14 protein-coding genes and 2 riboswitches are annotated in these 20,401 nt (G+C 66.6%); of the genes, 9 read left to right on the top strand and 5 right to left on the bottom strand.

Going from position 1 to position 20,401, the window contains the following annotated elements; genetic code table 11:
- Positions 1-3 precede the first annotated feature (3 nt).
- The 9 genes from B3098_RS15040 (at position 4) to B3098_RS15000 (ending at position 13,619) form a co-directional block, all read left to right on the top strand.
- Positions 4-1,497, top strand: a complete 1,494-nt coding sequence (locus B3098_RS15040; RefSeq protein WP_286897416.1) for a CoA-acylating methylmalonate-semialdehyde dehydrogenase — start codon at positions 4-6, stop codon at positions 1,495-1,497.
- Positions 1,498-1,708: 211 nt separating this feature from the next.
- Positions 1,709-3,220: a M81 family metallopeptidase gene (locus B3098_RS15035; RefSeq protein ID WP_286897414.1), complete on the top strand. Its 1,512-nt coding sequence runs from the start codon at positions 1,709-1,711 to the stop codon at positions 3,218-3,220.
- Positions 3,221-3,299: 79 nt separating this feature from the next.
- Entirely contained in the window at positions 3,300-4,865 is a 1,566-nt protein-coding gene (locus B3098_RS15030; RefSeq protein ID WP_286897412.1) for an ABC transporter substrate-binding protein, read from the top strand.
- A 66-nt stretch (positions 4,866-4,931) separates the two neighbouring features.
- Positions 4,932-5,873: an ABC transporter permease gene (locus tag B3098_RS15025; protein ID WP_175122498.1), complete on the top strand. Its 942-nt coding sequence runs from the start codon at positions 4,932-4,934 to the stop codon at positions 5,871-5,873.
- A gap of 10 nt (positions 5,874-5,883) precedes the next feature.
- Positions 5,884-6,789, top strand: coding sequence for an ABC transporter permease (locus B3098_RS15020; RefSeq protein WP_175137806.1), 906 nt, complete (start codon positions 5,884-5,886; stop codon positions 6,787-6,789).
- Between the two features lie 5 nt (positions 6,790-6,794).
- Positions 6,795-8,492 carry an ABC transporter ATP-binding protein gene (locus tag B3098_RS15015; protein WP_286897409.1) on the top strand — a complete coding sequence of 566 codons (1,698 nt, stop codon included), beginning with the start codon at positions 6,795-6,797 and terminating at the stop codon, positions 8,490-8,492.
- A gap of 27 nt (positions 8,493-8,519) precedes the next feature.
- On the top strand, positions 8,520-9,929 hold the full coding sequence (locus B3098_RS15010; protein ID WP_286897407.1) for an amidase: 1,410 nt from the start codon (positions 8,520-8,522) through the stop codon (positions 9,927-9,929).
- A 29-nt stretch (positions 9,930-9,958) separates the two neighbouring features.
- Entirely contained in the window at positions 9,959-11,434 is a 1,476-nt protein-coding gene (locus B3098_RS15005; protein WP_286897405.1) for a M81 family metallopeptidase, read from the top strand.
- Positions 11,435-11,663: 229 nt separating this feature from the next.
- On the top strand, positions 11,664-13,619 hold the full coding sequence (locus B3098_RS15000; protein WP_286897403.1) for a DUF945 family protein: 1,956 nt from the start codon (positions 11,664-11,666) through the stop codon (positions 13,617-13,619).
- A 189-nt stretch (positions 13,620-13,808) separates the two neighbouring features.
- On the opposite strand, the gene gcvP is transcribed toward B3098_RS15000, so the two are convergent.
- The 5 genes from gcvP to B3098_RS14975 all read right to left on the bottom strand — a co-directional run bounded on the left by gcvP (position 13,809) and on the right by B3098_RS14975 (position 20,312).
- A complete protein-coding gene (gene gcvP / locus B3098_RS14995; protein ID WP_286897401.1) occupies positions 13,809-16,682 on the bottom strand; it encodes an aminomethyl-transferring glycine dehydrogenase in 2,874 nt (957 codons plus the stop codon).
- A 93-nt stretch (positions 16,683-16,775) separates the two neighbouring features.
- Positions 16,776-17,153, bottom strand: coding sequence for a glycine cleavage system protein GcvH (gene gcvH / locus B3098_RS14990; protein WP_286897399.1), 378 nt, complete (start codon positions 17,151-17,153; stop codon positions 16,776-16,778).
- Positions 17,154-17,251: 98 nt separating this feature from the next.
- Positions 17,252-18,352: a glycine cleavage system aminomethyltransferase GcvT gene (gene gcvT / locus B3098_RS14985; RefSeq protein WP_286897397.1), complete on the bottom strand. Its 1,101-nt coding sequence runs from the start codon at positions 18,350-18,352 to the stop codon at positions 17,252-17,254.
- An 86-nt stretch (positions 18,353-18,438) separates the two neighbouring features.
- A riboswitch (glycine riboswitch) is annotated at positions 18,439-18,561 on the bottom strand.
- Positions 18,562-18,606: 45 nt separating this feature from the next.
- Positions 18,607-18,708, bottom strand: a riboswitch (glycine riboswitch).
- 65 nt (positions 18,709-18,773) lie between these two features.
- The gene (locus B3098_RS14980; protein ID WP_105240605.1) at positions 18,774-19,667 is read right to left on the bottom strand and encodes a ZIP family metal transporter; all 894 of its coding nucleotides are present in this window, start codon (positions 19,665-19,667) and stop codon (positions 18,774-18,776) included.
- A gap of 30 nt (positions 19,668-19,697) precedes the next feature.
- Positions 19,698-20,312 (bottom strand): superoxide dismutase, encoded by a 615-nt coding sequence (locus B3098_RS14975; RefSeq protein ID WP_175122490.1) that lies wholly within the window; start codon positions 20,310-20,312, stop codon positions 19,698-19,700.
- Positions 20,313-20,401: the final 89 nt, after the last annotated feature.

Genomic DNA, 20,401 nt, shown 5'->3' with positions numbered 1-20,401 from the left:
TCCATGAAGAAGATTCCCCATTTCATCAACGGCCAACCCTACGACGGCGGCAACAGCCGCTACGCCGACGGCTTCAACCCGGCCACCGGCGAGATCTCCTCGTCGATCCCGCTGGCGTCCAATGACGACGTGGCGCTGGCCGTGGCCGCCGCCAAGGCGGCGTTTCCGGCCTGGTCCGAGACCCCGGCGCTCAAGCGCGCTCGCATCCTCTTCAACTTCAAGGCGCTGCTGGACCAGCACCAGGATGAACTGGCCGAACTGATCACGCGCGAGCACGGCAAGGTGTTTTCGGACGCCAAGGGCGAAGTGATGCGCGGCATCGAGATCGTCGAGTTCGCCTGCGGCATTCCGCAACTGCTCAAGGGCCAGTATTCCGACCAGATCGGCGGCGGCATCGACAACTGGAGCATGCGTCAGGCGCTGGGCGTCGTGGCCGGCATCACGCCGTTCAATTTCCCGATGATGGTGCCGTGCTGGATGTTCCCGGTCGCCATCGCCTGCGGCAACACCTTCGTGCTCAAGCCGTCGGAACGCGATCCGTCCGCGTCCGTGCGCCTGGCCGAGCTGCTCACCGAAGCCGGCCTGCCCCCCGGCGTCTTCAACGTGGTTCACGGCGACAAGCAGGCGGTGGACGCGCTGATCTCGCATCCCGATGTCGAGGCGCTGTCCTTCGTCGGCTCCACGCCGATTGCCGAATACATCTACGCCGAAGGCACCAAGCGCGGCAAGCGCGTGCAGGCGCTGGGCGGCGCCAAGAACCACCTGGTGGTCATGCCCGACGCGGACCTGGACCAGGTGACCGACGCGCTGATGGGCGCGGCCTACGGTTCGGCAGGCGAGCGCTGCATGGCGATCTCGGTGGCCGTGGCGGTGGGCGACGTGGCCGACAAGGTCGTCGAACGCCTCACGCCGCGCGTCAAGGCGCTGATCGTCAAGGATGGCATGCAGTCGGACGCCGAAATGGGTCCGCTGGTGACCGCGCAGCACCGCAAGAAAGTGATGGGCTACATCGAGGACGGCATCGCCAGCGGCGCCGATCTGGTGGTGGACGGCCGCGACCTGAAGGTGGCAGGCAACGAGAAGGGATTCTTCCTGGGTGGCACGCTGTTCGACAACGTCAAGCCCGCCATGAACATCTACCGCGAAGAGATTTTCGGCCCGGTGCTGTGCATCGTGCGCGTGCCCGACTTTGCCAGCGCGGTGGAGCTGATCAATGCGCATGAATTCGGCAATGGCGTGGCGTGCTTCACGTCCGACGGCGGCGTGGCGCGCGCGTTTGCCCGGCAGATCAAGGTCGGGATGGTGGGCATCAACGTGCCGATCCCCGTGCCGATGGCGTGGCATTCGTTCGGCGGCTGGAAGCGCTCGCTGTTCGGCGACCACCATGCGTACGGCGAGGAAGGCATCCGTTTCTACTCGCGCTACAAGAGCGTGATGCAGCGCTGGCCCGACAGCATCGCCAAGGGCACCGAATTCACCATGCCCGTGGCTAAGTGAGCCCCCCCCCGAGGCGCGCAGCGCCTCCCCCCCAGGGGGGCGTCGCAGCGGACCGGCGGAGCCCGGATCCGCGCGACCCCGCTTGGGGAGGGCGTGCATGAATTGGGGCGCGTCGTTCTTGCCTCGGGACTGAGGGGCGTCGCTTGAAGCATTGACACTGCGCGGCGCTTCGCCGCGCCTTCCGAATATCTGTACGACAAGGGGAAACCTGATGCGCATCGGGATCGGCGGCTTTCAGCATGAGACCAATACGTTCGCGCCGTCGCGCGCGGCGTGGGAGGATTTTGCGGACAAGGGTGGGGGGTGGCCGAAACTGGTCAGCGGGCCCGCGATGTTTGAGGCAGTGGCGGGAGCCAATATCCCCGTGGCGGGGTTTATCGAGGCCATGGGGCAGCATGCGTTGATTCCCACGACGTGGGCGGCGGCGAGTCCTTCGGGGCATGTGACCCGTGATGCGTTCGAGCGCATCAGCGCATTGATTCTGCAAGGGCTATCGCAGGCGATGCCGCTGGATGGCGTGTATCTGGATCTGCACGGCGCCATGGTCACCGAGCATCTGGATGACGGTGAAGGCGAGCTGCTCAAGCGTGTGCGTGAACTGGTGGGCCCCAACGTGCCGATCGTGGCCAGTCTGGACCTGCACGCCAACGTGACGCGCGCGATGGTGCGCCATGCCGATGCGCTGGTCTGTTATCGCACCTATCCCCACATCGACATGGCCGAAACCGGGCAGCGCGCCGCCGGCCTGCTGGCGCAGCGGCTGGGCGGCATGCCTCGGCATTACGTGGCGCTGCGCAGCCTGCCCTTTTTGATTCCCCTGTGCTGGCAGTCCACCGACATCGAGCCGGCGCGCAGCCTGTATCAGTTGGTGGGCGATCTTGAAGCGCGGGGCGCGGCCAGCGTTTCCTTTGCGACCGGGTTTCCGGCCGCGGACTTTCCCGAATGCGCGCCCACGGTCTGGGCCTACGGCATGACGCAGGCCGAGGCCGATGCCGCCGCCGACGAGATGACGCGCGCGGTGATGAATGCCGAACAGGACTTCGGCGGCAAGCTCTACACGCCGGACGAAGCCGTGCAGGAAGCGTTGCGGCTGGCGCGCGATGCCTCCAAACCCGTCGTCATCGCCGACGCGCAGGACAACCCCGGCGCGGGCGGCAGTTCCGACACCACCGGCGTGCTGCGCGCGCTCATCCGCCACGATGCGCGCGATACGGCCATCGGTCTGATTGTGGACCCCGCCGCCGCGCTGGCCGCCCACCGCGCTGGTGCAGGCAACACGGTGCGCATTGCACTGGGTGGACATTCGGGTATTCCCCACGACGAACCGCTGGACACCGAGTTCATCGTCGAGAAAACTTCGGAAGGACGCTTCGATACGCATGGTGCGTTCTATCGCGGCTTTCACATGGATCTGGGGCCCAGCGCGTGCCTGCGCATCGGCGGCGTGCGCATCATCCTGGCCTCGAACAAGGTGCAGATGGCCGACCAGGAGATGTTCCGGTTTGCGGGCGTGGAGCCCACGCGCGCCGCCATCCTGGTGGTCAAGAGTTCGGCGCATTTTCGCGCCGATTTCACGCCCATCGCGCACACGATTCTGGTCTGCGCGGCGCCCGGTTCCATGCTGATGGATGCGGCAAAACAACCATGGACACGGTTGCGTCCCGGCATCAGAATGGCGCCTTGCGGGCCGGTGTTTGACGGCCGGTCCGCTGCGACAGCCTGACCCTCGCGCGCCGCTTGAACGCGGCGCGTCAACGACGTAGCGGCCCACGCGCCGCTCACTACGCTTCAAGGGGAAATACATGCTCAAGTTTGTCCGAGCGGCCGCGCTCGCCGGCGTCACTCTCGCCATGGCACATGGGGCCTATGCCGAGACCGTCATCAAGACGGTGATGCACTCACCGCTGCGCCTGACCGATCCGCACGCCACCACCGCCTACATCACGACGTGGCACGGCTACATGATCTACGACACCTTGCTGGCCACCGATGCCGACAACAAGGTACAGCCGCAGATGCTTGAGAAGTGGGAAGTCTCGCCCGACGGCAAGACCTACACCATGACGCTGCGCCCCGGCCAGAAATGGCATGACGGCCAGCCGGTGACCGCCGAGGACTGCGTGGCGTCGATCAAGCGCTGGGCCGCCGGCGACGGTATGGGCCGCACGCTGCTCAAGTTCACCGACAAGATCGAAGTCATCGACGACAAGAGCTTTCGCATCGTCATGAAGGAACCCACGGACCTGGCGCTGCGCGCCCTGTCCAAGCCCACCGGCACCGCGCCGTTCATGATGCCCAAGCGCATCGCAGAACAGGCCATCGGCAAGCCCATCACCGACATGACGGGCTCCGGCCCGTTCAAGGTCGCGGAATTCAAGCCGGGCGTGAAGACCGTCTACGTCAAGAACGCCGATTACGTGCCGCGCAAGGAGCCCGTCAGCGGCCTGGCTGGCGGCAAGGTCGTGCACGTCGACAAGGTCGAATGGGACGTGATGCCCGATGCGCTGACCACCGCCAACGCGCTGCTTGGCGGCGAGATCGACTTTGTCGAGCAGTTCCCGTACGACCTGCTGCCGATGATCGAAGGCAACTCGGACCTGAAGGAAGAGTCGCTCAGCCCGGTCGGCTACTTCACGATGTACCGCTTCAACTTCAAGTACCCGCCCTTCAACAACAAGAAGATCCGCCAGGCCGCCATGTACGCGATCGGCCAGGAAGACGTGATGAAGGCGCTGGTCGGCAATCCCAAGTACTGGAAGACCTGCGCCTCGCTGTGGGGCTGCGGCACGCCGCTGGAAAGCGATATCGGCAAGGACATGGTCGTCCCGTCGAACATCGAAAAGGCCAAGGCGCTGCTCAAGGAAGCGGGTTACGACAACACGCCCATCCTCGTCATGCACGCCACCGACGTGGGCACGCTGTCCGCGCAACCGGTCGTGATGGCCGCGGCGCTGCGCAAGGCGGGCTTCAACGTCAACCTGGCGGCGATGGACTGGCAAAGCGTGGCCACGCGCCGCGCCTCCAAGGCTGCGCCGGCCGAAGGCGGCTGGAACGTTCACAACACCAACTGGTACGCCACTGACGTGATGGACCCGGTGCGCTCCGCCCCCGCGGCGGCAAACGGCGACAACGCGTGGTTCGGCTGGCCCGAGTTCCCGCAGATCGAAGAGCTGCGCACCAAGATGGCGTTGACTTCGGATCCGGCCGAGCAGAAGAAGATCTCCGAGGAAGTGCAGCGCATCGGCATCGACGAAGGCCTGTACGTGCCGCTGGGCCAGATGTCCGTGCCCACCGTCTACTCGACCAAGCTGTCGGGCCTGGTGCACGCGCCGGTCTTCGCGTTCTGGAACGTCAAAAAGGCCCCTTGATGGGCTCGGGGCCTGCGCGCCGCAGCAAGCAGTCCGCGCAGGCCTAATTGGTACAGGGGGAAATACATGCTGGCATTTGTCTCACGCCGGCTCCTCGCAACCATCCCGGTTCTGGTGATGGTTGCGGTGGTGGTCTTTGCGATATTGCGTTTCAGCCCCGGGGATCCGGCCATCATCATGGCGGGCGACGGCGCCACGCCCGAACGTATCGTCCAGATACGGCAGACGATGGGCCTGGACCAGCCGGTGGTCAAACAGTTCTTCATCTGGGGCGGCAAGCTCCTGCAGGGCGACCTGGGCACCTCGCTCATGTCCGGCGTGCCGGTCACCAAGCTGATCGCGCAGCGCCTTGAACCGTCGATGAGCCTGGCGGTGCTGACGCTGGTCTTCACGCTGCTCGTCGCCATTCCGCTGGGCGTGCTGGCCGCGTGGCGGCAAGGCAAGCTGCTGGACCGCGCCGTCATGGGTTTCTCGGTGCTGGGGTTCTCGGTGCCGGTGTTCGTCACCGGCTACCTGCTGATCTGGGCCTTCGCCATCAAGCTGGGCTGGTTCAACGTGCAGGGCTACGTGCCGCTTGAAAAAGGATTCTGGCCGTTCCTGCACCGGCTCATCCTGCCCTCGCTCGCTTTGTCCACCGTGTATGTGGCGCTGATCGCGCGCATCACGCGCACCAGCGTCATCGAGGTCATGGGCGAGGACTTCATCCGCACCGCGCGCTCCAAGGGCCTGGGCGAAACCGGCGTGCTGCTTGGCCACGCGCTGCGCAATGCCGCCGTGCCCATCGCCACGGTCGTTGGCGTGGGCATCGCGCTCTTGATCAGCGGCGTCGTCGTCACCGAATCGGTCTTCAACATCCCGGGCCTCGGCCGGCTGGTGGTGGAAGCCGTGCTGGCGCGCGACTACCCGGTCATCCAGGGCCTGACGCTTTTCTTCGCGTTCGTCTACGTGTTCATCAATCTGGTTGTCGATTGCGCCTACACGGTGTTCGACCCGCGTATCCGGTACTGACGCCATGAGCATGCAAACGCCAACCGACGCCGCCGCGCAGGCGGCCGCCGACCTCCCCGGAGGCGGCACGCCCCACATCACCGCCTGGCGGCAGATCCGCCAGGGACTCAAGAGCTGGCCCGTCATGCTGGCGCTGGTGGTGCTGGCGGCGATTGTCTTCATCGCCATTTTTGCGCCGCTGCTGGGCACGGTCGATCCCACCCAACTCAATCCGGGCGGGCGCCTGAAGCAGCCCTTCACCGACTATTTCCTGGGCACCGACGCGTTCGGGCGCGACGTGTGGTCGCGCGTGGCCTACGGCGCGCGCATCTCGCTGATCGCGGGCCTGGGCGCCGCCTTGGTCAGCGTGGCCCTCGGGCTGGTCATCGGCGTCATCGCCGGCTGGTTCCGGTCGCTGGACGGCCCCATCATGCGCACGATGGACGCCATCATGGCGATCCCCGGCATTCTGCTGGCGATCGCGCTGGTGTCGGTCACCGGCGCCAGCATCACGACCGTGCTCGTAGCCATCACCATTCCGGAAATCCCGCGGGTGGTGCGGCTGGTGCGCGGCCAGATCCTGAGCGTGCGCGGAGAGCCCTACGTGGAGGCCGCCCTGGCGCTGGGCACCCCGCTGCCGCTGCTGCTGTGGCGGCACATGGTGCCCAGCACCATCGCGCCGCTGACGGTGCAAGGCACGTACGTCTTCGCGTCCGCCATGCTGACCGAAGCCATCCTGAGCTTCCTGGGCGCGGGCATCCCGCCCGAGATCGCGTCCTGGGGCAACATCATGTCCGAAGGCCGCATGTACTTCCGCATGCTGCCCGGCCTGATCCTGTTCCCCGGACTGTTCCTGTCGCTGACCGTGCTCAGCGTGAACATCCTGGGCGACGCCTTGCGCGACGCGCTGGACCCGAAAATGGTGCGCAGGATCTGATGCCGATGAACTATTCCCCCAATCCCCCCGCGGGCGACACTTCGTCCGCCATCCTGGCCATCCGCAATCTATCGGTCGAAGTCGCCGGCGCGGGCAACCGCGTCGTGCGCAACCTCAGTCTGGACGTGCACGCCGGAGAAACAGTGTGCGTGGTCGGCGAATCCGGTTCGGGCAAGTCCGTCACGTCGCTGGCCGTCATGGGCCTGCTGCCGCAAGGCATCCTGAACATCAGCGCGGGTTCGATCCGCGTCGAGGGCGAAGACGTCGCCACGGCCACGCAGCGCCGCCTGCGCGAGCTGCGCGCCACGCGCATGGCCATGGTCTTTCAAGAGCCCATGACCGCGCTGAATCCCGTGCACACGGTGGGCAAGCAGGTCGACGAGGTGCTGCGCCTGCACCGCAAGAACATGTCGGCGGCCGAGCGCCGCGCCAAGGTGCTGGACATGTTCCAGTCGGTGCACCTGCCCGACATCGAACGCATCTACGACGCCTATCCGCACCAGCTCTCCGGCGGCCAGCGCCAGCGCATCGTCATCGCGATGGCGCTGATCCTGGAACCCAAGCTGCTGATCGCCGACGAGCCCACCACGGCGCTGGACGTCACCACGCAGAAGCAGATCCTGGCGCTGATCAAGGAACTGCAGGTCAAGCACCAGACGGCCGTGCTGTTCATCACGCACGACTTCGGCGTGGTGGCCGAGATCGCGGACCGCATCGTCGTCATGAACCGCGGCGACCTGATCGAAAGCGGCACGCGCCACGAGATCCTGGCCGAACCCAAGCAGTCCTACACGCGCCGGCTGGTCTCGTCGGTGCCCAGCCTGGTGCCGTCGCGCCGCGAGCCGCCGACGGGAACGCCGGTGCTGCACGTCAAGGGGCTGGGCCGCACTTATGGCGGCAAGGGCTCGCTGTTTTCGCGCAAGGCGGCGCAGCACGTCGTCGCCGCCACGGACGTCAACCTGACGCTGCGCAAGGGCGAGATCCTGGGCATCGTCGGCGAATCCGGGTCGGGCAAATCGACAGTGGCGCGCTGCATCGTGCGGCTCATCGAGCCCACGGCCGGCCACATGATGATGGGCGGCGAAGACCTGAGCACGCTGTCCGGCTCGGCGCTGCGCCCGGTGCGCCGCCGCATCCAGATCGTGTTCCAGGATCCGTACCGGTCGCTGAATCCGCGCCGCACGGTGGGCGAATCCATCATCGAGGGGCTGCTGAACTTTGGCGTGGCTCGCGAACAGGCGCTCAAGCGCGCCAGCGAAACCCTCAGCGTGGTGGGCCTGAGCCCCGACGCCATGCGGCGTTATCCGCACCAGTTCTCTGGCGGACAGCGCCAGCGCATCTGCATCGCGCGCGCGCTGGTCATGGACCCGGAGATCCTGGTGGCCGACGAAGCCGTCTCGGCGCTGGACGTGTCCGTGCAGGCGCAGGTGCTGGAGCTGCTGGAACAGGTGCGCGAACGTACGGGCGTGGGCGTGCTGTTCATCACCCACGACCTGCGCGTGGCCGCGCAGATCTGCGACACCATCATGGTGATGCAGCGCGGCCAGGTGGTGGAAACCGGGTCTGCCGAAACGGTGCTGACCGAACCGCGCCACCAATACACGCGGGCCCTGATCGACGCCGCCCCCGGCCGGGATTGGGACTTCCGCAACTTCCGGCCCATTGCGCCCGGCTTGTTGCCGTCCGCCTCCCCGGCCGTCTGACGCCTTTTCCGACCCACTGGAACCGAGATGCCGCAACCGCATGAAATGTCCGCCCAGGAACTCCTTGAGGCGTATCGCAGCAAGACCCTGTCGCCCGTCGAGGCGACGCGGTCGGTGCTGGACCATATCGAGCGCTGGGAGCCCCGGCTGAAAGCCACCTACGCGCTGGATCCGGAAGGCGCGCTGGCGATGGCCCGCGCGTCCGAGGCCCGCTGGATGAAGGGTGAGCCGCAGGCCTGCGGCGGGTACTCGCTGGACGGCGTGCCCGCCACCATCAAGGAAAACATCGCCACGCGCGGCGTGCCCGTGCCGCTGGGCACCGCCGCCACCGACCTGACCCCGGCCGCCGCCGACGCCCCGCCCGCGGCGCGCATGCGCGAGTCCGGCGCCGTGCTGCTGGGCAAGACCACCATGCCCGACTACGGCATGCTGTCGTCCGGGTTGTCGAGCTTTCATGAACTGACGCGCAATCCCTGGGATCTGACCAAAAACCCCGGCGGCTCCAGCGCGGGCGCCGGCGCCGCCGCAGCAGCCGGTTATGGCCCGCTGCACATCGGCACCGACATCGGCGGCTCGGTCCGCCTGCCGGCCGCCTGGTGCGGCATCGCCACGCTCAAGCCCAGCCTGGGGCGCATTCCCATCGATCCGCCCTTCATGGGCCGATGCGCTGGACCCATGACGCGCACCATCACCGATACGGCGCTGATGATGGGCGTGCTGTCGCAGCCCGACGCGCGCGACCACATGAGCCTGCCGTTCCAGGAGATCGACTGGCTGAATTTGGATCGCGACGTGCGCGGCCTGCGCATCGGCCTGCTACTGGACGCCGGCTGCGGACTGCCGCTGGATCCCGAAACGCGCGACGCCGTCGAAGCCGCCGCGCGCGCCTTCGAGGCGGCGGGCGCCATCGTCACGCCGATGCAGCCGTGGATGACGCCCGGCATGCTGGAAGGCGTGGACAAGTTCTGGCGCACCCGCTCGGCCATCGACCTGGGCGCGCTGTCCGAGGAGCGCCGCGCCAAGATCCTGCCCTTCATCCGCGCGTGGGCCGAAAGCGGCGGCGGGCATAGCGGCGAAGACGTTTTCCGCAGCTACTACGAAACGCTGAACGTGCGGGCGCGCACCGTCGCGGCCTGCGCGCCGTACGACTACGTGCTGTCGCCGGTGGCGCCCGTCGTGGCCTACAACGCCGAATGGCCCTCGCCCACGAACGAGGTCGCCACGACCATGCACCACATCGGGTTCACGCTGCCCTTCAACATGAGCGAGCAGCCCGCGGCCTCGGTCAATTGCGGCTACACCAAGGCTGGCCTGCCCATCGGCCTGCAGATCGCGGGCGCGCGCTTTGACGACCTGGGCGTGCTGCGCGTGGCGCGCGCCTGGGAACGGATGCGTCCCGCCCAGCTCCCCTGGCCCCAGCCGCCCTCAGCACACTGACCCTCCCCGGCAACCCACAGGAACTTCCCATGCGTTGGCTTTTGGCAATGATCAAGCACGAGACGAACACGTTTTCGCCGGTGCCCACCCCACTTGAACGTTTCTTTCGCGGCAGTCCCGAGATCCTGGCTGGCGATCGCGCCATCAAGGCCTACGAGAACACCGACAGCGGCCTGGGCGGCTACATCGAGGTCGCCCGCCGCGAGGGCGCCGAGATCGTGCTGCCGGTCGCGGCCGAGTCCTGGCCCAGCGGCCCCACCAGCGCGCAGACGCATGAACGCCTGTGCACGCTGATCCTGGACGAGGTCAAGCGCGGCGGGTTTGACGCCATTCTGCTGGATCTGCACGGCGCGATGGTCGCCGAAGGCGTGGAAGACGCCGAGGGCGACCTGCTGCGCCGCCTGCGCGAGATCGATCCCAACACGCCCGTTGCCGTGACGCTGGACATGCACGCCAACATCTACGACGACATCGTGCGCAATGCCACGGTCATCAGCGGCTTTCACACCTATCCGCACGTGGATATCCGCGATGCGGGCGTGCGCGCCGCGAACGTCATCGTCCGCACGCTCAAGGGCGAGATCAAGCCGGTGATGACCTGGGCCAACAAGCCCATGCTGCCGCACATCATGTGCCAGGGCACGCACGCCGCGCCCAACAAGCCGCTGCAGGAACGGTGCAAGGAGCTTGAAGCCAGCGGCGTGCTGGCGGCGTCCGTCTTCGTGGGCTTTCCCCATGCAGACATTCGCGAAGCGGGCCTGAGCGCCGTCGTCTGTACGGACGGCAACCTGGCCGCCGCCGAACAGCATCGCGACGAATTGCTGGACCGCGCGTGGCAGGGCCGCGCCGACTGGGTGTTCCATTCGGAACCGCTGGCGCCGACCATCGCGCGCGCCAAGGGCATCGAACAAGGCCCGGTCGTGCTGCTGGACCACTACGACAACACCGGCTCGGGCGGCACGATGGACACAACGGCCGTGCTGGCCGAAGTGCTGCGCCAGGAACTGGACAACGTGGTCTTCTACGCCATCTGCGATCCACAGGCCGCGAAGGAAGCCGCCGCCGCGGGCGTGGGCAACACCATCACGCTCAAGCTGGGCGGCAAGCTGCCCATGCCGGCCATCAAGCAGCCCAGCGAACCGCTTGAAGTCACCGGCCGCGTCAAGCTGGTGTTCGACGGCGTCTACCTGAACCGCGGCCCGATGTACCGCGGCGTGCGCAACGACACCGGCCTGACGGTGGTCATCGACACCGGCCGCGTGGAAATCGTGGTCGTCTCGCGCCACCAGGAACCCTTCGACATCAACTGCCTGCTGTCGGCCGGCATCGACCCGCTGCAAAAGCGGTATGTCGTCCTGAAAAGCCGTATCCACTGGCGCGCGGGCTTCTCTGACATGGCGACCGAGATCATCGAATGCACCGGCGTGGGCGTCACGACGTCCGACTACAGCCAGATCGAGTTCAAGCACGTGCGCCGTCCGATCTATCCGCTTGATCCGCTCTGAGACCAGGCGTTTTGTCGACAAAAGCCGGCGCCTCGGGCGCCGGCTTTCATTTTGAAATCTTCGGTAACTGCGCGCGCGTTCAGCGTGACACGCGTCTCGGTATACTCCGCCGCGGGCCTGACAGGCCGATGAACACGCGTATCCAGGACGCTTGCGCTTCGCGCGGACGAGCGTGGCGCCGTAGGCCGCTGCCGGATATGACTCGACAATCAACGATATAAGCAGAACGATGAAAAAGAGCGTAGCGATCACCCTGGGCGTGGTCATAGTGGGAGCGGGAAGCTGGGTCGGGGCCACGTGGTACACCGGCAAGCGCATTGAAGAAGACGCGCAGCGTCATCTGGCACAGGCCAACGAAAAGCTCGCCAAGATCACGCCGCTGTTCGGCCTGCGCATCGATCAGCTCAAGTACGAGCGCGGCCTGTTCTCGACGCAGGCGCGCTATGGCGTGTCGCTCGTCAAGAACGACAAGGGCCTGGACGACCTGCCCGCGGGCATGATCGAGTTCGACGCGAACATCGAGCACGGCCCTTTCCCCAAGAGCGCCCTGTCGCGCGGCGCCATTGCGCCCAAGCTCGCGTTCATCCACACCGAGATCGCCAAGACGGACAACATCAAGCCCGTCTTCGAACTGACCAAGGACGTCTCGCCGCTGATGGGCGACGCCATCGTCAGCTACAGCGGCAACGCCACGTCCACCGCCGCGATCGCGCCGGTCGTCATCACGCATGAGGGCACTGCGCTCGACTTCAGCGGCATGCGCATGGAAGGCACCTTCGACCGCGCCACGCAGGCCGTCACCGCGCACGGCTTGATGGACAAGCTGTCGGTGGACGGCAGCAAGAGCCACGACCCCGTCAAGATGACCATCGCGGGCCTGACCATGGACGTCGACAGCCGCATGGGCAAGTTCGGCATCTCGATGGGCAATTCGGACCTGAAGATCAAGCGCGTGGACGTGTTGCGTCCCACCGACGACATGAAGGTCGGGCTGGACAACTTCAGCTACGGCGTGAAGCTGTCCGAAGACGACAAGTCCATCAACGTGCAGGCTGCCTACCAGACGGGCGACCTCACCGTGAACGACGCAGTGCTGGGCAATGGCCAGGCCGTGATCAAGCTGGCCCGGCTGGACGGCCAGGCCGTCAAGCAACTGTCGGACACCTACAACCAGCTCATGCGCCAATACATGCTGGGCGCCAGCGACGAAGGTCTGAAGGACGAGCAGTTTGACGTCCTGCTGGACAACGCCGGCAAGCTGCTGGCGGGCAACCCGTCGTTCAGCATCGATCCGCTGAGCTGGAAGACGGCCAAGGGCGAAAGCAAGCTGACCTTCACGCTGGACCTGGCCAATCCGGCCAACGCCAAGGATCTGACCCCGCAGGAAATCGCGGTGCAGGCGATCAAGAAGATCGACGCCTCGCTGGTGATCTCCAAGCCGATGGTGCAGGACCTGATGGTGCAGTACGCCATGAAGAAGGAAGGCCTGACCGCCGAGAAGGCCGCGGCCGACGCCGACGAGAGCATCCGCCAGATGGCCGGCATGGCCGAAATGATGAACGTGGGCAAGAACGACGGCGACAACATCGTCGGCAAGTTCACCTTTGCCGACGGCATGGGCGACCTGAACGGCCAGAAGATTCCTGCCGAGGAACTGTTCAGCGGCCTCTTGGGCGCGACCGGCATGAATGACCTGGACGACGACGATGAGCTGTCCGGCATCGGCATGGACCCGGACGCCGAACCCGTCGCTCCGGCACCGGTTGCCGGCGTCATGCAGGACTTCAACCTGGAAGACGTTGCCAACATGCTGGACGACATGGGCTACACCGTGACCCGCAGCGACGGCACCGACGGCCCCGTGCTGGTCCTGAACCCGGGCACCACCGGCGCCACCGACCTGCGCCTGGAGTTCCTGTGCAACGACTTCACGGAAAAGTGCCTGGACCTGGTCGCGACCGCCACGTACGCCACCAAGAAGCCGATGACGCTCAAGGCCATCAACGCCTGGAACCAGGAATACCGCTGGAGCCGCGCCTACCTCGATGAAAAGAACCAGGCCGTGCTGCAGATGGACATGAACGCCGAAGGCGGTCTGGGCAAGGACAACTTGCAGATCCTGCTCAACACGTTCATCAGCATCGCCGAAGACTTCGGCGCCGCGGCCAAGGCGCCTGCCAAGTAATACGCGGCCGGCCTGACGCCGGTCCCGAAAAAAAGCCCCCGCCTGTCAAGGTCGGGGGCTTTTTTCATGCTGATTGCCTAGGTGGCTGACACCTGCTGAGGCTGCTGCCAAGGTGTCTGACACCCACTGAGACGCTGCGACAGGCTGAAGCGCATCTCCCCAGGGTGTCAGACACCTTCCAATCAAGGATTACGCATACGCCTCGATCGGGAGGCACGCGCACACCAGATTGCGGTCGCCGTAGGCGTTGTCCACGCGGGCAACCGGCGGCCAGTACTTGGCGTCGCGCAGCGTTGCCACCGGGTAGGCGGCCTGCTGGCGCGGGTAGTCGTGCAGCCATTCCTCGGCCAGCAGCATCTGCGCGGTGTGCGGCGCGTTCTTCAGGACGTTGTCGTCACGATCGCGTTCGCCGCGTTCGACCTGGGCGATTTCTTCGCGGATGGCGATCATCGCGTCGATGAAACGGTCCAGTTCGGCCACGCCCTCGGATTCCGTCGGTTCGACCATCAACGTGCCCGCGACCGGGAAGCTCATGGTGGGCGCATGGAAGCCGTAATCCATCAGGCGCTTGGCGATGTCTTCAGCGCTGATGCCGCTGGTTTCCTTGAGCGGACGCACGTCCAGGATGCACTCGTGCGCCACGCGGCCGTTGCGGCCCGCGTACAGGACCTCGTAGTGGCCGCGCAGGCGGGTCGCGATGTAGTTGGCGTTCAGGATGGCGACTTCGGTGGCGCGGCGCAGGCCGTCGGCGCCCATCAGCGCGATGTACACGAACGGGATCGGCAGGATGCCGGCCGAGCCGAACGGCGCGGCCGAGACCGGGCCGACCTTGGCGTCGCCGGGCAGCTTGCCCTGTTCGTTCACCACGCCCGGCAGGTAGGGCGCCAGGTGCGAGCGCACCGCCACGGGACCCACGCCGGGTCCGCCGCCGCCGTGCGGGATGCAGAAGGTCTTGTGCAGGTTCAGGTGGGACACGTCCGAGCCAAACTTGCCCGGCTTGGCCACGCCGACCATCGCGTTCATGTTGGCGCCGTCCAGGTACACCTGGCCGCCGGCCTGGTGGACCAGATCGCAGATTTCGGTGACGGCTTCTTCAAACACGCCGTGCGTCGACGGGTACGTGATCATCAGCGCGGCAAGCTTGTCGCCGACCTGTTCGATCTTGGCGCGCAGGTCCGCGAGATCCACGTTGCCGTTGGCGTCCGACGCCACGACCACCACGTCCATGCCGGCAAGCTGCGCCGAGGCGGGGTTGGTGCCGTGCGCGGAAGACGGGATCAGGCAGATGTTGCGCTGGTGCTGGCCGTTGGCCTGGTGGTAGCCGCGAATGGCGAGCAGGCCCGCGTATTCGCCCTGCGCGCCCGAGTTGGGCTGCAGGCTGATGTTGTCGTAGCCGGTGATTTCGCACAACGCGGCGGACAGACGATCGATCAGCTCGACGTAGCCCTGGCTTTGCGAGGCCGGTGCGAACGGGTGGATCAGCGCGAACTCGGGCCAGGTGATGGGGATCATCTCGGCCGTGGCGTTCAGCTTCATGGTGCACGAACCCAGCGGGATCATCGTGCGGTCCAGCGCCAGATCCTTGTCGGCCAGCTTGCGCAGGTAGCGCAGCATGTCGGTTTCGGACTGGATGCTGGAGAAGATGGGGTGCTTCAGGATCGCGCTTTCGCGGGCGACCGAGGCGGGAATGCCGCCGGGGGCCGCGGCGTCCAGCGCGTCGATGTCCAGTTCGACGTCATCGCGCTCCAGACCGGCGGCGAAGACGTTGACCAGCGCTTGCAGGTCGGCCACGGTGACGGTCTCGTCCAGCGAGATGGCCAGGCGGGCGCCGTCGACGCGGCGCAGGTTGATGTGCGCGCAGTCGGCAGCCGTCAGGATGGCGGGCGTCGCGGCGCCGGTTTCCAGCAGCAGCGTGTCGAAGAACGTGTCGTTGGCGACCTTGACGTCCAGCTTGATCAGCTCGGCGCGCAGGATGGCGGTGGCGCGCTGCACGCGCTCGGCGATGCGGCGGATGCCGGCCGGGCCGTGCCACACCGCATACATGCCGGCCATCACGGCCAGCAGCACCTGCGCCGTGCAGATGTTGGAAGTGGCCTTCTCGCGGCGGATGTGCTGTTCACGCGTCTGCAGCGCCAGGCGCAGCGCGGGATTGCCTTGCGCGTCCTTGGACACGCCGACCAGGCGGCCCGCCATGTTGCGCTTGAATGCGTCCTTGCAGGCCATGAAGCCGGCGTGCGGGCCGCCAAAGCCGAACGGCACGCCAAAGCGCTGGGCCGAACCGACGGCGATGTCGGCGCCCCACTCGCCCGGCGCGGCCAGCACGGCCAGCGCCAGCAGATCGGTCGCGCACGCGACCACGGCGCCTTGCGCGTGGGCGGCTTCGGCCAGCTTGCGGTAGTCGGACACCGAACCCGTGCTGTGCGGGTACTGCAGCAGCACGCCAAAGCACTCGGGCAGGCCTTCGGCTTCGTCGCCGATGCGGATCTCGATGTCCAGGCCTTCGGCGCGCGTGCGCACGACTTCGATGGTCTGCGGGTGCACGTGGCGCGAGATGAAGAACACCGGGCTCTTGGACTTGGCGCTGCGGCGCGCGAGCGTCATCGCTTCGGCGGCGGCGGTGCTTTCGTCCAGCAGCGAGGCGTTGGAGATGTCCAGGCCGGTCAGGTCGGCGACCATCGTCTGGTAGTTCAGCAGGGCTTCCAGGCGGCCCTGCGAAATCTCGGGCTGGTAGGGCGTGTAGGCCGTGTACCAGGCGGGATTTTCAAGAATGTTGCGCAACACCACGTTGGGCGTCTGCGTGCCGTAGTACCCCTGGCCGATGTAGCTGCGGTAGACCTTGTTGCGGCCCGCCACCTGCTTCAGTTCGGCCAGCACGTCGGCTTCGCTGCGCGACGCGGGCAGCGCCAGCGGCTCCTTGCTGCGGATCTTGGGGGGCACGACTTCTTCGATCAGGGCGTCCAGGCTGTCGCTGCCGATCACGGCAAGCATGGCGGCCTGGTCGGCGTCGGAGGGGCCGATGTGGCGGGGGATGAAGTCGGTATGGGTGTCTAGGGCGCGCGACATGGGGGGATCTCGGGGGTAGCGGGTGTCGTCCTGCGAACGGACGGTATTGCGTCTGGCGAGGGAGGCGGCGCCGCCGCTCCCCCGCGTGCGGCATCAGCCGTTGGCGACGGCTTCGTAGCCGGCGGCGTCCAGCAGCTTGTCGGCGTCGGCGGCGTTGTCCGGCTTGATCTTGAAGATCCAGGCGGTGAAGGCCGATTCGTTGATCAGGTTGGGGTTGCTTTCCAGCTCTTCGTTGAAGGCAACGATTTCGCCGGACACGGGCGCGTAGATGTCCGAGGCGGCCTTGACCGACTCGACCACGCCAGCGGTTTCACCCGCGCTCAGCTTCGCGCCGACGTTCACGTCGCCAACGAAGACCAGATCGCCCAGTTGCTCCTGGGCGGTGTCGGTGATGCCGACGACGAACACGTCGCCCTCGGTTTTGACCCATTCATGGGACTCGGTGTACTTGCGATCGGTGGGCAGACTCATGGGAACTCCTGAGGGAATGCGGGTAGATGAATGGTGTTGCGCGCCTCGCGCGGGCGGCCGTTGCCCTGACTGGGCCGGTGCACGCGCGAGGTTCGAGTTTACGAGTGTTCGACGGCTTTGCCGTTACGCACGAAAGGCAGCTTGCACGCCACGGCGGGCACCCACTTGCCGCGGATGTCGACCTCGACCTTGTCGCCCGGCGCCACGCCTTGCGGCAGGCGGGCAAAGCCGATCGACACGCCCAGCGTGGGCGACATGGTGCCGCTGGTCAGCTCGCCCACGCCCTGCGCGGTGCGCACTGCCATGTGCGCGCGCATGACGCCGCGTTCCTGCAGCTTCAGGCCGATGAAGGTGGCGGGCATGGCGAATTGTTCGATCGCGTCGCGGCCGATGAAGCGGCGCTCGGCGTTCTTGCCGGACACGGTCCAGGTCAGGCCGGCTTCGCCGGGGTGGGTCAGTTCGTCCATGTCCTGGCCGTACAGGTTCATGCCGGCTTCCAGGCGCAGCGTGTCGCGCGCGCCCAGGCCTGCCGGACGCACGCCCTGGGCGATCAGGTCGCGCCACAGTTGCACGACTTCAGCAGCGGGCAGGACGATTTCGAAACCGTCTTCGCCGGTGTAGCCCGTGCGGGCGACCAGCGTGTCGTCGCCCACGCGGGCGGCGACGAAGGGAGTCAGCGGTTCGCTGGCGGCTTGCCAGGCCGGGCGGGCGGCCCAGACCTTGGCGCGGGCGTTGGGGCCCTGCACAGCCACCATGGCCAGATCGCGGCGCGGGGCGATGGTCACGTCGAACGCGCCGGCCTGCTTGACGCGCTGCATCCAGGCCACGTCCTTGTCGGCCGTGCCGGCGTTGACCACCACACGCCATTCGTCGGCAGCGAAGAAATAGATGATGAGGTCGTCGATGACGCCGCCCTGCGGGTTCAGCATGCAGCTGTAGAGCGCCTTGCCCGGGACCGTCAGCTTGGCGACGTCGTTGGCGACCAGGCGCTGCAGGAAGGCGAAGGCATCCGGTCCCGTCACGTCGACGTTGAGCATGTGCGAGACGTCGAACATACCGGCGTCCTGGCGCACGGCATGGTGCTCTTCGATCTGCGAACCGTAGGCCAGCGGCATGTCCCAGCCGCCGAAATCGACCATGCGGGCGCCGGCGGCGATGTGTTCTTCGGCGAGCGGGGTGCGTTTGAGGGATGCGGACATGCGGGGGAACTCCGGGACGGCAGCGATGCCAGGGTTACGGAATGCCGCTGGTTGCGGGCGGACGGCGCCCGCGCAACGGCTGAATCTTCCGCCCCTCTGTCCTTTTGCCTGAGAGTTGCCCCGCGTGGCGGGTTTGCACCTTCGGCGCCTGGGCTGCTCGCAGTGTCCCTGTTCAGGGCGCGGCGCCAGGTCTCTCCAGAGTGCTGTTTTGCCACGTCTGCGTAGCCGGCAATGGCGGCAAATGCGGGACGGGACAAGCCTGCGCGGTATCGGTTACCTGAGCGATTCTGGGCGAATTGCGCCTTCGGCGGCGGCCGGGCTTGACGCCTTCGGCCGCTCTCTCCCGCAGCATGCGTGACAGCGCCGAAAGCATACAACGAAAGCCCGGGGTAAGCCTAGGCCTGTTGCACGCCCGGCGGCGCTATCCCAGCGCGGTATCCAGCAGCATCATCAGCACGAAACCGATCATGAGGCCGCAGGTGGCGTAGACCTCGTGCCCCTTGCGGTGCGATTCCGGGATGATCTCGTGGCTGATGACGAACAGCATGGCGCCCGCGGCAAAACCCAGGCCCCACGGCAGGAGCGGCGCCGACCAGCCCACCACGGCGGCGCCCAGCACAGCGCCCACGGGCTCGATCAGCCCCGACAGCATGCCCAAGGCCACGGCAAACGTGCGCTTGTAGCCGGCGGCCAGCAGGGCCACCGCCACGACCAGCCCCTCGGGAATGTCCTGGATCGCAATGCCGGTGGCCAGCGCTGTGCCGCGCACGGGGTCGCCGGCTGCATAACCCACGCCGATCGCCAGGCCCTCGGGCAGGTTGTGCAGCATGATCGCGAACACGAACAGCCAGGTGCGGCGCAGGCGGTGCGCCTCCATCCCTTCCCTGCCCTTGATGAAATGCTCGTGCGGCAGGATCCGGTCCATCAGCAGCAGCACGGCCGCCCCCAACAGCAGGGCGGCGCCGACCGTCAGGCCGGCGCCCCAGGGGCCGTACCCCAATTCCTCACCCGCCGCGATGCCCGGCGCGACCAGCGAAAACGCGCTGGCGGCCAGCATGACGCCGGCGCCAAAGCCGAACATGCTGTCCTGCGCCTTCTGCGGAATAGTGCGGGCAAAGAGAATGGGAAGGGTGCCAAGGGCGGTGGCGGCGGCCGCGACAAGACCGCCCAGCAGCGCGTCGGCCACGTGCGGCGCCCGCACGTCCAGGTAGACCCAGAGCTGGTACAGGGCCAGGCAGGACACCATCACGGCCAGCGTCCAGACGCTGATGCTGGTGGCCGCCGGCCGCACGCGATGACGGCTGAAGGTATTCATATGCGGCTGCGCTCCTTTGGGGAGATGCGCTTAGCCCTTTGCCGCAGCGTAGCGGCGCGAGACCTCGGGCCAGTTCACCACGTTGTAGAAAGCGCCGATGTATTCCGGCCGGCGGTTCTGGTACTTCAGATAATAAGCGTGTTCCCAGACGTCCAGGCCCAGGATCGGCGTATTGCCGTCCATCAGCGGGCTGTCCTGGTTGGCGCTGCTCTCGACCACCAGCTTACCGGCCGGCGTCACGCTCAGCCAGGCCCAACCGCTGCCGAAGCGCGTCAGCGCCGCCTTGGTGAAGGCTTCCTTGAAGGCGGGCAGACCGCCCAGCTCGGCGTCGATGGCCGCAGCCAGCGCCCCATCCGGCTCGCCGCCGCCCTGCGGCGACATGACGGACCAGAACAGGCTGTGATTGGCGTGGCCGCCGCCGTGGTTGCGCACCGCGCCGCGCACGGCTTCCGGCAATTCCTTGATGCGCGCGACCAGCGCTTCCACGGGTTCGTCCGTGGCGATGCCGGCGCCTTCGAGCGCGGTGTTCAGGCCGGTGACATAGGTCTGGTGATGCTTGGTGTAGTGGATCTCCATCGTCATTGCGTCGATGTGAGGTTCCAGCGCGTCATAGGCGTACGGCAGGGGCGGAAGGGTGTAGGCCATGCGAGTCTCCGGCTGATCCGTCCCTCGCGGGACGGCTTTGATAAAGATCAAAACATAAATGATATGTATTTTTATTTGACATCACAATG

The organism is Achromobacter sp. UBA2119 (assembly GCF_002331005.1).
Classification (GTDB): Bacteria; Pseudomonadota; Gammaproteobacteria; order Burkholderiales; family Burkholderiaceae_B; genus Achromobacter; species Achromobacter animicus.
Note: the sequence above shows the minus strand (reverse complement) of the source record. Positions and strands in the feature narration are given on the sequence as shown.

Bases quoted from the DNA above. Each gene is read 5' to 3' on its own strand.
- B3098_RS15040 (WP_286897416.1), top strand. From the start codon at position 4: ATGAAGAAGATTCCCCATTTCATCAACGGCCAACCCTACGACGGCGGC.
- B3098_RS15035 (WP_286897414.1), top strand. From the start codon at position 1,709: ATGCGCATCGGGATCGGCGGCTTTCAGCATGAGACCAATACGTTCGCG.
- B3098_RS15030 (WP_286897412.1), top strand. From the start codon at position 3,300: ATGCTCAAGTTTGTCCGAGCGGCCGCGCTCGCCGGCGTCACTCTCGCC.
- B3098_RS15025 (WP_175122498.1), top strand. From the start codon at position 4,932: ATGCTGGCATTTGTCTCACGCCGGCTCCTCGCAACCATCCCGGTTCTG.
- B3098_RS15020 (WP_175137806.1), top strand. From the start codon at position 5,884: ATGCAAACGCCAACCGACGCCGCCGCGCAGGCGGCCGCCGACCTCCCC.
- B3098_RS15015 (WP_286897409.1), top strand. From the start codon at position 6,795: ATGAACTATTCCCCCAATCCCCCCGCGGGCGACACTTCGTCCGCCATC.
- B3098_RS15010 (WP_286897407.1), top strand. From the start codon at position 8,520: ATGCCGCAACCGCATGAAATGTCCGCCCAGGAACTCCTTGAGGCGTAT.
- B3098_RS15005 (WP_286897405.1), top strand. From the start codon at position 9,959: ATGCGTTGGCTTTTGGCAATGATCAAGCACGAGACGAACACGTTTTCG.
- B3098_RS15000 (WP_286897403.1), top strand. From the start codon at position 11,664: ATGAAAAAGAGCGTAGCGATCACCCTGGGCGTGGTCATAGTGGGAGCG.
- gcvP (WP_286897401.1), bottom strand. From the start codon at position 16,682: ATGTCGCGCGCCCTAGACACCCATACCGACTTCATCCCCCGCCACATC.
- gcvH (WP_286897399.1), bottom strand. From the start codon at position 17,153: ATGAGTCTGCCCACCGATCGCAAGTACACCGAGTCCCATGAATGGGTC.
- gcvT (WP_286897397.1), bottom strand. From the start codon at position 18,352: ATGTCCGCATCCCTCAAACGCACCCCGCTCGCCGAAGAACACATCGCC.
- B3098_RS14980 (WP_105240605.1), bottom strand. From the start codon at position 19,667: ATGAATACCTTCAGCCGTCATCGCGTGCGGCCGGCGGCCACCAGCATC.
- B3098_RS14975 (WP_175122490.1), bottom strand. From the start codon at position 20,312: ATGGCCTACACCCTTCCGCCCCTGCCGTACGCCTATGACGCGCTGGAA.